We start from the raw sequence: 14,422 nt of genomic DNA, 5'->3' as shown, positions 1-14,422 counted from the left end.
AGCGATGAGTACTGTACTGCTGCGGTCTCACTGCTCCGGGGTGGCGCCGAGGCCGGCGGGGCTTTCGTTGAGGATGACATCGTCAGAGGTGAAGAGGTTTTTGTCGGGGCCGGCGGAGCGGATTTCAATACTGTTCTCGCCGTTGGCGTGGAACCAGTAGGGGGTGCCCCAGCGGTCGAGGAGCTCGCCGTTGCGGATGCGGGGGGACTGGCGGGGGAGCCAGATGCCGTCGCCGGTATCGCCGACGAGGGCGCGGGTGACGTCGTTGTTGTCGCCGAAGGTTCCGGGGCCAAGCGCGCGATTATGCTGGGAAAGGAGGTCCTGAATGATCTCCAGCTCTCTTTCCGGGGAGGTGTCCTCCCGGGTCATCTCCTGGTGCAGTTCCACGATGACAGGGTCTGTGGCGGTGGTGTCTGCCAGCGTTGGTCTGGCGGGGATGAGCTGGAGGGCGGGATCCGGTGGCGGCGGGGTGCGGCCGGCTTTGGTCTGGGCGGCTTTCTGGAGGGCGGGGTCCGTGAGCACCCGGAGCATCCAGGTGGTGAGGATGCCGAGGACGATGAGGAGGAGCGCGAGGATGTAAGGACCGGGGCGCTTGGGAAGCGAAAACATGGTAGAAATCTGCACCGGTCAGGCGCTATAGTCCACAAAGTCGAGCTTGCCGGCGGGGGAAAAGGGATCGGTGAAGCGGGAGAGGTTGGGGAAGATGGTGCCGATCTGGCCGGAATCCACGCCGAACCATTTGGCGATGACGGAGGCGTACTGGTCCACGGAAGTGGAGGGGATCCAGCGGCCGCGGTTGCCCTGGACATCGATGCCGCCGTTGGTGGTAAGGTTGGGGAACTGGCCGAAGACGCGCTTGCCTTTGACCTTGCCGCCCATAACCATCATGTGGCCGCCCCAGCCGTGGTCCGAACCACCGGTAGCATCCGTTTTGTTAGGCGTGAAGGTGCGGGTGAAGTCGGAGGCGGTGAAGGCCATGACATTGTCCCAAAGACCGACGGAGGCGACGCTGTCGCGGAGGCCTTTGATGGCGCAGGAGAGGCCAAGGAGGAGGCGGTGGTAGCCCTGGTCGGTGCGGGCGACGTTATTGAGCACGGGGATCTGGGAGACGTGGGTGTCCCAGCCGCCAAGCTGGACGAAGAAGATCTGGCGCTTGTTATTGAGGACGCTGTTACCGGCGATGAGGCGTGAGACCATGCGCATCTGCTGGGCGAAGCCATCGGTGAGGCCGTTGATGCCGCTGCCTTCATAGGCGCTGATGAAATGCTCGTCGAGGGTGGTGCCGCCTTCACCGTTATCGGTGATGGAGAGGGCCTGGCCGATGAGGCCTTCGGTGACACGGGCGTTTTTGGAGACGTTGATGTAGGCCTCGTCAAAGAGGCTGGCGTGGCTCATGCCGAGCATCTGCTCCAGGGCGGCGAGGCGCCAGCCGTTGGAGGTGTTTTTGTAATTGGTGCCGGCGACATTGGGGGCCTTGAACGGATCGTATCCGGAAAAGGGTTTGGGGGTGAGGGAGAGGAGGCCGTTAGTATAGTTGGTGCCGTAGCCGCTGAGGGTGGTGACGCCTGCAGCTCCCATGACATAGGGCTGCTGCTGGGTGCCGACCTGGAAGCTGTTCAAACCGCTGATGGAGACCATCATGGCGAGGGCATCCTCGTCAGTGTTGTGGGTGCTGTCCAGGATGTCTGCCAGGCGGCCGCCCCAGCCGCTGGTGAAGGGTTTGTCCGGGATGGAAGACTGCCATTGGCGCTGCTGGTCGGAATGGGAGAAGAGCTGGGGCGGTTTTTGGGAAGGGGGGAGGGAGGTGAAGTTGGCGCGGGTGACGTTGGGCTGGGTGAGGACGCCGACATTTGAAATGAAGGCGAGCTCTTCGTTATCAAAGAGGGTCTTCAGGTGGATGCCGCCCGGATGCACGGCCAGGCGGTTTCCATTGCCGTCAGCACCAAGGTATCCGGAGGTGTATTCGTATTCGGAGACGGGATTGATGGGCGCTAGCTGGGTGCCTGCACTGACGATGTCTGCGAGCGGGATGGCGATGCCGCCATTGCCACCGGCGTAGGTTGGGACGCCGCGCCCGCTTTCATACTGGGTGCGGGCTCCGCCGGCCAGGGGGATGAGGAGGTTGTTCGTATCCGTGCCGCCGTTGAGGAAGATGCAGATGAGGGCCTTGTAGTCCCCGGTGCCGGCCCCCTGGGCAGCCGCTGTGCCCATGAGCTTTAAATGGGCCAGGGTATTGACGACGCTAGTGATGCCAAGGCTGGCGCAGCCGGACTGGACCATGAAGTCGCGGCGGTTGGGCTTGCTGCGGTCCGGAGTTTTACGAATGAAAGGATTCATGGCAGGTGCGGAAAGAGTGGGAGAGGCGCTAATCGCGGGCGGTTTACCTGGCGGTGAAGGACTGGGGGCTGATGCTGACGAGATAGGCGGCGATGCGGCAGCGGTCGCGGATGTTGTTAGGCGTGCCTGTGCCCTGGGTGGTGCTGTATCCGTAAAGGAGGGCGGCGACGATGGACTTGCGGGAATGAACGATGGCCGGGTTTGCCAGGTCCTCCAGGGTGAGATCGGGGAGCTGGGCCTGGAGCTGGCCGCCGCACCACCACAGGTCAAATTTGTTCACGATGGCAACGGTGGCTGCGAAATGGGCGGCGGTGTTGTTGCTGCTGGTGCCAGAGATGCCGCCGGCACTTAGAAAGGTGGTGTTGTAGAGGCTGATCAGATCGGAGTAATCCAGGAGCACGGTGTCCTTTTGCAGGTTGCTGGCGGGGAGGTCGCTGGCGAAGTAGCCCATGGCTTTGGCATGGTTGGACATGCGCGCGGTGTGCCGCTGGGGGGTGATCTCCACGGTGACATTGGCGGTGGGCTGGCTGTTGAGGCGAATGGTGTAACTGTCCAGGCCGGTAAGGGCGGCTCCCTCCGTGGCGGTGGTGGTGCCGCCGGATTCTACTATGGTGACGCCGCCACCGTCATTGTCATTGATGGTGACGGGGACATTGGCACTGACACTGTATCCGCCGCCGCTGGAGGTGTAGCTGATGGTGGTGCTATGGGTGCCCTCGATGACGGCATCATCCACGGCAGTGACGGTGACGGTCTGGGGGATGTTGTAGTTGGCAGAAGTGAATGTCAGGGTGGAGGGGGAGAGGCTGACCTGGCTGTTGGCGGCCGGGGTGAAGGTGAGGGTGCTCGTCGGGGTCCTTCTCATCGTCACCCGGAAGGTGTCAGTGTAGCCGCCCTCCAGAACGATGGTGCTGTTTTGGGTCTGGGTGATGGCGACGCTGGTGCTCTGTTCATTGTCCGCGACAGTGGCCTGGAGGGAGGGCGCATGCACACTGGTGTAGATGGCATCAGCGGTCTCGATATGATGGCCGATGATGCCGACATGGGGGCCTTCATTGGTTGTATCATTCACCGCGGTGACGGTGAAGAACTGCGGGGTGGCGTAGTTGGCCGGAGTGAAGGTGAGGCTGGCCGGGGAGACGGTGACCTGGGTGGCATTGTTGGCCCCGGTGACCATCGGGCGGGCGAAGACGGTGACATTGGAGCCGGGTGCGGCCGTCAGATGAAGGGAATAGGTGTCTGTGGCACCACCTTCGACGACGAGGGTGCTGTCTGCGGTTTCCGTGAGGACAACGGAGGCTCCCGCGCCTGCCTCATTGTCCATGAGGGCAACATCAATGGCGGGGAGGGTGCGGTTGCTGTAGTTCGCGTCGGTGCTGATGGCTCGATGAAAGATGGAAGTGAAGTGGCTTCCTTCGATCTCCAGGTCATCCACCGCCGCAACGGTGACGGTTTGAGGAGAACTCCAGTTGGACGGAGTGAAGGTGAGATTGGTGAGGGGGAGGAAGTTATTGGCGACAGCGGTGGCTCCAGGAGGAAGGACTTTCACCTGGGGGCCGGCGCGGGACGAGATGGTGCTGATGATGTCATCCACGCCCGTGCCGGGGAAGGTGGCCATGCCCTCAAGGGACGCCCAGGTAAAGGTCCACAGCCGGTTGATGCGGTTGACAAGACTGGTCTCAGATGCGATCTGCATTTCTGGAGAAAAGAGGCCTGCCTCAGCCATGGGACCCGGCACGACATAATCCGGCAGGAACCAGTTGAAGACACTGGGGGCGCGCAGAGGGGACTGGCCGAGGGAAGTCGTCTGGTCCGGCATGCGGATGCGGGTGGTGCCTGAGACGTATTTGTCCACCTCGGCGGCAGGGAGTGATTTGGAATAGCCGGGCAGGCTCATGCTGTCGGTGGAGGAGAAGGGCACCTGCATGTCCCGGAGATGGGTGAGAGGGAGGCCCGTGCTGGCTTTGAGGCTGCGCAAGACGGCCATGAAGTGGACGAGGGGCTCCTTCATGCGGCCGTGGGAGATGGAGGTGTCCGCCAGCTCCAGGCTGCGGGCTTCATAGTCCAGCAGGATGGCCTTCATGACGGCCCCGAGGTTTCCATTGCTGTTGCGATAGACATTGGAAACGCGGTAGAGATAGCCGGCGCTGGGATTGGAGGTGGTGAGGCGCTGAATGAGCCAGCGTGAGATGTTGATGGGCGTGTTGTTGTGCCCGTTGTAACTGCCGGAGGTTGGGTCGCCAGCAAGGAGGTTGTGGGCAAGCCTGAGATCAACATCCACCATGGCATGGGTCTGGGCATCCGTGCGGCCTGCCAGGGATTGGGCCGGGATCAGGGTCTCGCCGTGCTTGCCTTCCAGGAGAATCTTTTGCCCAAAATCGTGGTAAACGGTGCTGCCCACACGGCCCAGGGTTTTCATGGGATAAATCCAGGGACCCTGGAACCAGCGATCCCCACCGCCCTCACCAAAGCTGGTGAAGCTGACGCCGGCAGTGTTGGCACCGCCCTGGACCTCCAGATTGGATCCTACACGCTGGTTGTTGGAAGCAGTCATCTGGAGGCCGTTGAAGCGCTGGATATTGACCGCCTGATGGCGGACGCCGTGGCAGAAGCCGGTAAGGACGCGGGCCAGCTCGGTGATGTCATCGTTATCATAAGTGGGGATGGGCAGGCCATCGGATCCGAGGACGAGGCTGCCATCCGGATGGCGAAGCACCAGGCCGATGCTGAAGAGCTGCATGATCTCGCGGGCATAGTTTTCATCCGGGTGGATGGTGACGCCTGAGGAGACGTAAGTGGCGCGGTTGCGGATATGGCTGAGGTAGATGCCCATCATGGGGCTGTAGGTGACTTTTTCGAGAAGGTCGCGGAACTTGCCAAAAGCACCGTCGGCTATCATGTCCCAATAGCTGGCTGCGGCGTAGTGGCGGTCCTGGACGGTCTGGTCCATTTCTGAGATGACGAGGATCTCAGAGAGGGCCTGGGCCATGCGCTGGCGGACCTGGGCCTTGGCCCCCATGGCGAGCGTCCACATTTCCCGGCGGCGGTTATTGTGAAAGGGGTGGTTGTTGTTGTAGGTGCCGTCAGTGGCCGTGTTGATGGTGGGGTTGCCAAAGGTGTCATAAGTGACGGTGTAGGTGACCCCGCCAAACTTGGGGTCATTTCCGGCAAAGATGGGTTTGTTCCCCCGCATGATGAACTCCTCATTGTCTGCTGCGATGACAAGCTGCATGAGGTTGGCATTCGGCGTTTCCTCTGGATCCATCTGCTTGTCCAGCCAGGCTTCGTAGCCGTCCAGGTAGGTGCCGCCGCCGGAGATGGCGGCCGTGACCTCGGCCAGGACCTCCTGGTACAGGGCCTCTGTGCCCCCATAGGTGCACTGGTTGAGGAAGCGCCAGATGTCACGCTCCAGCGCGCCAGCGGTTGGATTTGCCCAGTTCTCGCTGCCCGGGGCGGGAGCGTCATGGATATTGGAATTGAAGGTGAATTCAGAGGAGCCGGCAGCTTTGTTGAAGTAGCCGCGGATTTCACCGGTGGGATTGTCTGCGGTGGTGACGCTGATGTAAAGCTGGCCGGCGTGGAGGGCGGTGAGCATGGCCTGATCGGTAAATTTGGTCTGGGCGGCGCGGATTTCCCACTGTCTGCCGCTGACCTGGCCAAAGCCGACATTGATGATTTCCAGGTCGCTGTCCACCCGCAGGTAGGCGGTGTTCTGGGGGGAGGTGAGGTTGCTGAAGGTGAGGCTGATGGCGGCTTCATCATTGTCGCCATTGACGAGCGCGGTGGCGATGCCAGTGGCGGTGGTGTTGACGCCGGCCTCACGGCCCAGGTAGGCGACGAAGAGGGTGCGGTTGGCTTCCTCGGCGGGGTCCGCATCAATGATGGTGGCGGTGCCGGTGAGCGGTACGGTGCCGGAGCCGATACCTGGTTTCAGGACATTGAGGGTGAGCAGTTCGGGGACTTCCGGTGAGCTGTCCGCGACGGGGTTGACGATGATGTCCATCTCACTGGCTCCTGCAGGAATGGTGACGGTGCCAGTGGCGGTGCCGGTGACCATGCCGCCTGCCTGGCTGACGGCGAGGGTGTAATCATTGCCGCTGGTGGAGCCTTTGGTGCTGTCAGGATTGGGGGCGGTGGTGAAAGCGAGGGTGAGTCGTGCGCCGCTTTTATCCACAGGGCGGACGAGGCGGAGCCGGGCAGCGGTGCCCTCCTTTTCCAGGGCGTCTTCCTGGCCGGGGAGCTGGGTCATGCTGAGGGCGAAGAGGCTGGCCATGACGTCACCGTCACTGGCGGTGCCGCCGGAGGCATTGCTGGGACTGCTGGCGAGCGTGGGGCTGGTGCCGGTGATTTCTTCGGCCCAGTCGCTGACACCGTCATTGTCGGTATCCTGGTCGGTGGTGCGGATGCGGTAAAACGCACGCCCGGTGCCGCTGTCCATGGGGGTGACGAACTGGAGTACGGAGCCGTCACCAGTGACAGGATCTCCCCGGTTGGTCCAGGTGGGGCCGCTGGGCGTGTTGCTGCTGATGAGCTGATAGCCCTTGCCCACTTTTGACTGGATGCTCAGAACGACAGAATTCCCTGCGACGAGTACATCCCCCACACGGTTGCAGTCGGCCGGGTTGCGAGGGTTTGTTCCGGCGATGCTTTCGGTCAGGTTGGTGCAGCCATCGTTGTCCTCGTCCCCGCCAGGTACCAGGTCCCAGGCATCATAAAACTGCTGCCAGATGTCGCAGAGACCGTCGTTGTTGTAGTCGGTGCCTGCAATCAGGGGAGATGAGAAGGCGAGCAGCACTGAGCCGGCGGCCAGGGCTTTCACATTCATCCAAGGGGTGGCGCGATGCATGATGGTTGGGAGCGGGTTGATGCGGGAGAAGCTTCCCCGGCGGCAGGCAGGAAAGGCGTATGAAATTGGAGTTTTAACAAAAAGTTGCGAAATATGTCAATCTCCAATTTCCCGCTCACTTGGAGGGCGATGGCCGTTGATTATCAAAGATGAAAGGCTGGCTTGGGAGGAGGATTCCTTTCATTTTTGAGAAACATGTATCGAACAGGCATATTTCCCCAGGCCGATGCCCAGCCGGATGATTTTTCACGCTGGACTTTGTTACACTTTTTGTTCACGCTGCGAAAAAACCGACTTAAAATCAATCCGCCTGTCTGACTGACCATGAAAAGATTGCCGCTCCTGACTATCTTTGCCCTTGCCTGTTCCCTGCACTGTCCTGGCCAGGAGATTTCCACTCCGCCGGTGGGATTCAACAGCCTGGTCTGCCCGTCCGGGTCTGATACCTATGTGTCGGTTTCATTTAACCGGCCGATGGCTTTTCTGGGAGCGGTGGACACGGCGGGCGGGAGTGCGGTCACGCCGCAAGGGGAGCTAGCCTGGACTGCCAACCAGTTTGTCACGTCAGGGGCGCATTTTGTGAAGTTCATCACGGGTTCCAAGGCCGGGGCTTTTTATGAAGTGACGGGGAATACCGGCAGCGCCCTGACCCTGGACCTGGCAGGTGACAGCCTCAGCGGGGTGGTGGAAGGGGACCGGATCGCCGTGGTGCCCTACTGGACTCTGGCGGACCTTTTTCCGGTGGGGAACCAGACCATCCACCAGTCCGTCAATACGACGAGCTTTGGCCGGCGGACAGTGGTGTTGTTTCCCAACCTCACCGGTTCCGGGATCAACCTGGCACCTGGGGGCATGTACTATCAGACAAGCGACGGGTGGAAGGATGCGCTGAACGGAAATGCAAGCGTGAACCCGCGGCTGGAGCCGGACCAGTACCTGATCATCCGCCACCGCAGCCAGGATGCGGCCACCACCTTTGCAGCCGCCGGCGCGGTGGATACCTGGACGGTGCGGAGCGTGCTGGCCACCCAGGCCAATGCCGGCGTGGACAATCCGGTGAGCAACCTGCGGCCGGTGCCGGTCAAACTGAAGGATCTGGAGCTGATTTCCAGCGGGGCGTTTGTGGGCAGCGGCGGCACGACATCGTTCGTCCGCAAAGACCTGTTGCATGTGTACGACCATGCTGTTGTCGGGATTAACAAAATCCCGTCCCGTGTTTATTTTTATAACACCCTGACGCAGCAGTGGCTGTCCGCGCTGGAAAGCAACCGGGTGGCTGATGATGACCTTATTTTGCCAGCATCCGGCTTCATCATCCGGAAAGCGAAGACGGGTGACGGGGCCTCCAGCCTGTGGACCCACCAGCCTGTCACCCAATAATCCTGTCCTGTTTTTTTATTGAATCACCATGAAAGTGCTCCCTGCGGTTGTCCTGATCTTGTTAGCGGTTGCGCCTGCCAAGGCGGCCACCTTTCTTTTAACCTATGGCATCGGTGAAATCACCGGCCTGACTGCGGGGGTATCCAAAGCCATGCTGGTGGTGGACACGGCCGGGGACGGTTTTGCCGGCATCAATGATCCGAACACCGACAATGTGAACCACTTTGACCTGGCCAACTTTTCACTGACCGCAGGCTCAACCGTGGGGGATGACATGGCGATCTGGATTGCGACGGCGCAGGATCTGGGAGATGGGTTGCTGGGTTTTGATTTCTCCAGCCAGGCCTTTAACACCAGCGACAGTGTCTGGAACGGCCTGCTGGGAACGAATCAAAGGCTGGGAGTGTATTGGTTTCCTGAAGGCACCAATGAAGGCGGCGATCCGTTCGGTTTCTACCGGACGAATGAAATCGAAGAAGGCGATCGCGGGTATTTCACCCCGCTGGACGGCGGGATCAATTCCATCCAGACAGCGACTCCTACATTAGGTGGAGAAACGGATCCGAATGCCTTGACCGCCAACAATGGCACGATCGGCGCCATCCCTGAGCCTTCCCGGATGATGCTGATGCTGCTGGGGTTTGCCGGTCTGATGATGCGCCGCCGGCGTCGGGCTTGATATCCTGGGACTGCGGAAATTATGTTTTAGGCAGGGCTTTTTTCAGGGCTTCGGCCCAGATATGGTAGCCTTTTTGGTTAGGGTGCACCCCGTCCGGCATGAGGTCCTTGGGCAGGGTGCCATCGGGCTCAAGCCACTTGTCCGTAATGTCCAGGAAGGTGATGCGGGGTTTTTGGCCCAGAGGGGCGAGGCGGCGGTTGATATCGGCCAGGATGGCGCGGCGGGGATCGGTGGGCAGGTGGCCGCGCGGGAAGATGGCCATGAGGATGATCTGCGCCTGCGGGCATTTGGCCTGGGCTTTTTCGATGATGAGGGAGATGCCTTCGGCAATTTCTGCCGGGGTGTTGTCGCGGGCGTTGGCGGTCTTGGAGGTGTTGTTGGTGCCGATGTGGATGACGATGGTCTTTGGCTGAAGTCCGTCCAGCTCACCTAACTGGATGCGTTTCAAGACGTTCTGGGTGCGGTCCCAGCCGAAGCCGAGATTCAGCACCCGGCGGCTGCCGAAGAGGGCTTCCCAGCTTTCGGTGCCCCGGTTGGCTTTCTTGCCGCCATCCGGCAGGCCGCCCCAGAAATGGGTGATGGAATCACCAATGAGGACGATTTCAGGATCGAGGTCATCTTTGATCTTCATGACCTCCGCGTGGCGTTCTTCCCAACCATACATGTCCTTTTCCAGCTTGCCGACGGGGAGAATGGCGGTGTTGACGGAGGTGAGAGTGGGAATGACTTTGGTGATGGCGGCGGTGACCTGTTCGGCCAGCCGGGTGTAACCCTCGCTGCTGAAATGGACGTCCTTGGGGTTTTGCAGGCGGGCGAGATCGGGCTCAATGAAGGAGTAAAGGTCATTGATGGCGATGCCGTGCTTTTGCATGACGCGGGCTGCGGCGGCGTTGCGGGCGATGAGGTCGGCATTGGTCGCATCCTTCATCCCTCCCTCCGCCACGGGCGTGGTGCTGGCCCAGATGACGGTGGCACCGGTGGCCTTGAGTTGGGTGGCAATGCTGTCCAGCCGCTGCTCATAATCCGCCAGCGGAGTCTTGCGGTCATGGATGCCGAAGTTGAAATGAATGATGTCCCACTTACCAGTGCCGAGCCAGACGGGGAGTTTTTTGAGGCCGTTGGCCGTGGGGCCGCAGTTCTCCGGCGCCCGATGCAGATTGGCCACGCCCGCCAGGGCCTTGCGCGTGGCCAGCGTGTAACCCCGGGAGATGGAATCACCAATCAACAGCACGCGCGGCAGCTTGGGGTCGTCCTGCACATAATCCCAGGCGGTAACTCTCCCGGCCAGCTTGTCCTTCTGATATAGTGGCAGGTAAAAGCCCATGCCCAGGTTTTCCTCAAGCACGGTTTCCCAGGCCTGCTGGTCGGGCGGCAGCGTGGCTTTCCAGGCGGCGAATTTGGCGGAGAGCGCCTGCTGGTCAGCGGCTTTCTTTTCGGCGGCGGCGGCTTTTTGGGCTGCGGCTTCCGTGGCGTTGGTTGGCTCGGCGGCGGATCCAGTGAAGGGGAGGGCAAGGAGGAGAAGGACGAGGATGCGGAGGAAAGTGGGCATGGGGATGATTTTAATTTATCAAAAAATGCGTCAGCCGTTGCGATAAGGTTTGGTGGGTCTGCCTGACTTGGTAACCAAGCCTGCGCGCACCAGAAAAGCGAGGGCCGTATCCTTCGATTTGATTACTTCTAGATGGTGTTCGCGCATGAGTTTGAGCTCATAATCAATCTCTTTTTTGCTGCGATGGTGGACGATGCCGCACATAGAGTTGAAGATAGGTGGGGCTGCTTTTTTTGACAAACCCAAGTTACGTGTGCTGGGGTAGTTTGCCAGCCAGCAAGGATGTTCTGAATGAGGAGGCGGGAGTGATTCGATAGGCGTGAGGGAGGCCCGGTGTGGGGTGTCTCGCCCTTACAGGGCTTTGGGCTGGGTGGGGATGGGGCTTGAGGTACACCAGGGCTGCGTCGCTTCGCTCCTTGCCCTTCGCTAGGGTGTTGCGCCCCTTTGGGGCTGATGATCTGAGCACAAAAAAGAGGGACGTCTTGCGACGTCCCTCCGTGAGGTTTTCAGGCTGTGGCCGGGGGCGATTACTGCCCGGGGCGCCAGTCTTCGGTGGCGAACTTGAATGCCTGCTCGAGACCGACGAGGTCGGTGCTCGGGCGGAGTGCTTCGAAAGCCTGGCTTTCTTTTTGCACATCGGCTTCGCTGTAGTTCATGGCCTTGATGGAGAGGCCGACGCGGCGCTCCACTTTGTCCACCTTGATGACGCGGGCTTCGACGTCGTCGCCGACGTTGATGACGTCCTTGACCTTGGCCACATGATCTTCGCTGAGCTGGGAGATGTGAACCAGGCCGTCGATGTCGCCTTCGAGTTCCACGAATGCGCCGAAGGAGGCGATCTTGGCGACCTTGCCCTTGACGACGTCGCCGACTTTGAAGCGGCTGTCGATCTCGGACCATGGGTCGGTCTCAAGCTGCTTCATGCCGAGGCTGATGCGCTGGTTGGCCTTGTCGATGCCGAGCACGGTGGCTTCCACTTCCTGGCCCTTTTTGAGCATTTCGGATGGGTGGTTGACCTTGCGTGTCCAGGAGAGGTCGGACACGTGGATCATGCCGTCGATGCCTTCTTCCAGTTCCACAAACGCGCCGTAGGCGGTGAGGTTGCGGACCGGACGGGTCATCGTGGTGCCAATCGGGTAACGAACGTCGATGTCGTCCCAAGGATTGGTGTCGAGCTGGCGGACGCCGAGGCTGATCTTGCGCTCTTCCTTGTTGATGCCAAGGACGCGGGCTTCGATTTCCTGACCGACCTGGAGGACGTCGGAAGGACGGGCGATGCGCTTCGTCCAGGAAAGCTCGGAGACGTGAACGAGGCCTTCGACGCCTTCTTCCACTTCGCAGAAAGCACCGTAAGCGACGAGCTTGGTGACCTTGCCCTTGACGGTCTGGCCGACAGGGTAGCGTGCTTCGATGTTTTCCCAAGGGTTGTTCTGGAGCTGCTTGAGGCCCAGAGAGACACGCTCTTTTTCGCGGTTCACTTCCAGGATGACGACGTCCAGGCGCTGACCGATGCCGACCATTTCGGTAGGATGGTTCAGGCGGCCCCACGACATGTCGGTGATGTGGAGGAGACCGTCCATGCCGTTGAGGTCCACAAACACACCGAAGTCGGTGATGTTCTTGACCACGCCGACGACTTTGTCGCCAGGGTTGACGGAGTCGAGGAACTTCTGGCGCTGCTCGGCGCGTTCTGCCTCGATGACTTCGCGGCGGGAAAGGACGATGTTTTTGCGGTCGTCGTTGATCTTGACGATCTTGAATTCGAAAACCTTGCCAACGTATTCGTTGAGGTCTTTTGGCGGGATGATGTCGATCTGGCTGCCGGGGAGGAAGGCTTCGACGCCGACGTTGACCATGAGGCCACCTTTGACGACGGATTTGACCTTGCCTTTGACGAGACCGCCGTCGCGGAAGACGGATGCGATCTTTTCCCAGTTCTGCTTGTAGGCGGCCTTTTCCTTGGAGAGGACGACCATGCCTTCATCATTTTCCAGTTTTTCGAGGAGGACTTCGACCTCGTCACCGACCTGGATGTCTTCATCTTCAAACTCGTTGGCGGGGATGGCACCTTCGGATTTGTAACCGATGTCCACAAGGACGATCTGCGGTTTGATTTCGAGGATCCGGCCTTTGACGATGGATCCTTCGGAGAGTTCACGGAAGGATCCTGCGATCATCTCCGCGAGAGTAGCTGCGCTCATGTATGTTTTTCGGGTTAGGAGTGTTCTGTTGATAACCGAACACGGCCTCCCACTCCTGAGGGCTGCGTCGGGCTGATGTCCTGCGAGGCCAGAGGGCCACCGGACAAAAGGGCCGCCATTGTCGGAGGAGAACGGCGGATGGCAAGGGGAAAGACGGGGTGGGAAGAGTTTCCTGCGGGGAGGGCTTTTGGGCGGCTCGTGTGGGAGTACGGTGTGGAAGGCGGGGATTTTTAAACCACTAATGCTCAGCAATGGGCACTAATAGGGGACGGTGAAATGGAATGCGCGCCACTTTGGGGGGCTTGCGCGCCACATTAAATGCCATTCGCGTCACTTTTATCCCTAATCGCGCCATTTGCGCGCGACGGGGGTTCGGGGAATCAGTTGGGGCCCAACTGAGCTGCTACAAAGGCTTTTTGCTGGAGAGGAGGGCGGACTTCAGCTCGTGGATCTTGGCGTCGGCCTGGTCGATGAGGGGGTCGAACATGGGGATTTCTTTGGCGTTCTGGCCTTGTTCGTGTTTGCGGAAGCCGAAGAGGTAGGTCTCGTTTTGGGGACGCCAGCGGTTGAAGAAGAGCTCGTCTTTTTTCAGGACTTCCTGCTGGAGGGGGGCGAGTTCGGCGGGGGTGACCTGGGGGATGGTGAGGCCGAGGCCCTGGATGAGCTTGGTGCTGAGCTGGGCGTAGCCTTCGCGGGTGTAGTGGAGGCCGTTTTCGGTGAGGGGTTTGGCGGTCTGGCCAGGCTTGGGGATGCCGCCCATGAGCTCGAACCAGTCCACGAAGAAGGTATTTTGGGAGCCGGCGAATTTGCGCAGGGCATCGCGGAAGCTGGAGAGATCCTGGTTTCCGTCGGTCTGGTCGGGCAGGGGCGGGGGGAGGTTTTCGAGGGGGGGCGGGCTGGCGATGATGATGCGGACGCCGGGGGATTGCTTGCGGATGAGGGCGAGAAGATTGCGGTAGCCAGTGAGGAAGCGGGGGAGATCCTTGAGGCCTTCGAAGGCCATCTCGGAGCCGTAGCAGAGGAGGACGACGGTGGGCTTGAGAAGCTTGAGGTGCTCCGCCATGCGCTGGAGGCCTTCTTCGGGCGGACCGAAGTAGGAGCGGGCGTGGCCATAAACGGTATCGCCGCTCCAGGCGAGGTTACGGACGGTGATTTCGATTTCACCCAGGGCGAGGGCCAGGCGGGGCTCGAAGGTGGCGTAGCGCTGCTCACGCTCGATAACGGTATTGCCGATGAGGACGAGGCGGTCGCCGTTTTTAAACTGGAAGGTCTTTTTCTCCGCTGTGGCGGCTGGCGGGGTCACGGCCACGGTCTGGGCGGGGGCCGGTGAGATGCCCAGAAGGCAGGCGAGGGCTGCGGTGAGTGTGGCGGTCCGGATCATGCGGCTGATAATGGAGATGATGGGGAGGGGGATGTCCAGAGGGGAATGA

Annotated in this window: 9 protein-coding genes; 2 read left to right on the top strand and 7 right to left on the bottom strand. The window is 60.6% G+C overall.

Going from position 1 to position 14,422, the window contains the following annotated elements:
* Positions 1-27: 27 nt before the first annotated feature.
* From WJU23_RS15890 to WJU23_RS15880, 3 genes are read right to left on the bottom strand one after another with little or no spacing between them, the layout of a single operon-like run.
* On the bottom strand, positions 28-609 hold the full coding sequence (locus WJU23_RS15890) for a hypothetical protein (RefSeq protein WP_346333583.1): 582 nt from the start codon (positions 607-609) through the stop codon (positions 28-30).
* Between the two features lie 18 nt (positions 610-627).
* Positions 628-2,337, bottom strand: coding sequence for a DUF1501 domain-containing protein (locus WJU23_RS15885; RefSeq protein ID WP_346333582.1), 1,710 nt, complete (start codon positions 2,335-2,337; stop codon positions 628-630).
* 43 nt (positions 2,338-2,380) lie between these two features.
* A complete protein-coding gene (locus tag WJU23_RS15880; RefSeq protein ID WP_346333581.1) occupies positions 2,381-7,183 on the bottom strand; it encodes a DUF1800 family protein in 4,803 nt (1,600 codons plus the stop codon).
* Between the two features lie 324 nt (positions 7,184-7,507).
* Here WJU23_RS15880 and WJU23_RS15875 point away from each other — a divergent pair, with 324 nt between their 5' ends.
* Together WJU23_RS15875 and WJU23_RS15870 are read left to right on the top strand one after the other, a co-directional pair.
* Positions 7,508-8,563 (top strand): TIGR02597 family protein, encoded by a 1,056-nt coding sequence (locus WJU23_RS15875; RefSeq protein ID WP_346333580.1) that lies wholly within the window; start codon positions 7,508-7,510, stop codon positions 8,561-8,563.
* A 28-nt stretch (positions 8,564-8,591) separates the two neighbouring features.
* Positions 8,592-9,242 carry a PEP-CTERM sorting domain-containing protein gene (locus WJU23_RS15870; protein WP_346333579.1) on the top strand — a complete coding sequence of 217 codons (651 nt, stop codon included), beginning with the start codon at positions 8,592-8,594 and terminating at the stop codon, positions 9,240-9,242.
* A gap of 19 nt (positions 9,243-9,261) precedes the next feature.
* Here WJU23_RS15870 and WJU23_RS15865 read toward each other — a convergent pair whose 3' ends face one another.
* From WJU23_RS15865 to WJU23_RS15850, 4 genes are all read right to left on the bottom strand, one after another.
* Complete coding sequence (locus tag WJU23_RS15865) at positions 9,262-10,791, bottom strand: SGNH/GDSL hydrolase family protein (protein ID WP_346333578.1); 1,530 nt, start codon at positions 10,789-10,791, stop codon at positions 9,262-9,264.
* Positions 10,792-10,821: 30 nt separating this feature from the next.
* Positions 10,822-10,995 (bottom strand): hypothetical protein, encoded by a 174-nt coding sequence (locus WJU23_RS15860; RefSeq protein ID WP_346333577.1) that lies wholly within the window; start codon positions 10,993-10,995, stop codon positions 10,822-10,824.
* Positions 10,996-11,318: 323 nt separating this feature from the next.
* Complete coding sequence (gene rpsA, locus WJU23_RS15855; protein WP_133796293.1) at positions 11,319-12,992, bottom strand: 30S ribosomal protein S1; 1,674 nt, start codon at positions 12,990-12,992, stop codon at positions 11,319-11,321.
* A gap of 403 nt (positions 12,993-13,395) precedes the next feature.
* Entirely contained in the window at positions 13,396-14,373 is a 978-nt protein-coding gene (locus WJU23_RS15850) for a GDSL-type esterase/lipase family protein (RefSeq protein WP_346333576.1), read from the bottom strand.
* Positions 14,374-14,422: the final 49 nt, after the last annotated feature.

The organism is Prosthecobacter sp. SYSU 5D2 (assembly GCF_039655865.1).
Taxonomy (GTDB): Bacteria; Verrucomicrobiota; Verrucomicrobiia; order Verrucomicrobiales; family Verrucomicrobiaceae; genus Prosthecobacter.
The sequence above is the reverse complement of the archived record's forward strand: the minus strand, read 5'-3'. Positions and strand labels throughout refer to the sequence as shown.

Bases quoted from the DNA above. Each gene is read 5' to 3' on its own strand.
- WJU23_RS15890 (WP_346333583.1), bottom strand. From the start codon at position 609: ATGTTTTCGCTTCCCAAGCGCCCCGGTCCTTACATCCTCGCGCTCCTC.
- WJU23_RS15885 (WP_346333582.1), bottom strand. From the start codon at position 2,337: ATGAATCCTTTCATTCGTAAAACTCCGGACCGCAGCAAGCCCAACCGC.
- WJU23_RS15880 (WP_346333581.1), bottom strand. From the start codon at position 7,183: ATGCATCGCGCCACCCCTTGGATGAATGTGAAAGCCCTGGCCGCCGGC.
- WJU23_RS15875 (WP_346333580.1), top strand. From the start codon at position 7,508: ATGAAAAGATTGCCGCTCCTGACTATCTTTGCCCTTGCCTGTTCCCTG.
- WJU23_RS15870 (WP_346333579.1), top strand. From the start codon at position 8,592: ATGAAAGTGCTCCCTGCGGTTGTCCTGATCTTGTTAGCGGTTGCGCCT.
- WJU23_RS15865 (WP_346333578.1), bottom strand. From the start codon at position 10,791: ATGCCCACTTTCCTCCGCATCCTCGTCCTTCTCCTCCTTGCCCTCCCC.
- WJU23_RS15860 (WP_346333577.1), bottom strand. From the start codon at position 10,995: ATGTGCGGCATCGTCCACCATCGCAGCAAAAAAGAGATTGATTATGAG.
- rpsA (WP_133796293.1), bottom strand. From the start codon at position 12,992: ATGAGCGCAGCTACTCTCGCGGAGATGATCGCAGGATCCTTCCGTGAA.
- WJU23_RS15850 (WP_346333576.1), bottom strand. From the start codon at position 14,373: ATGATCCGGACCGCCACACTCACCGCAGCCCTCGCCTGCCTTCTGGGC.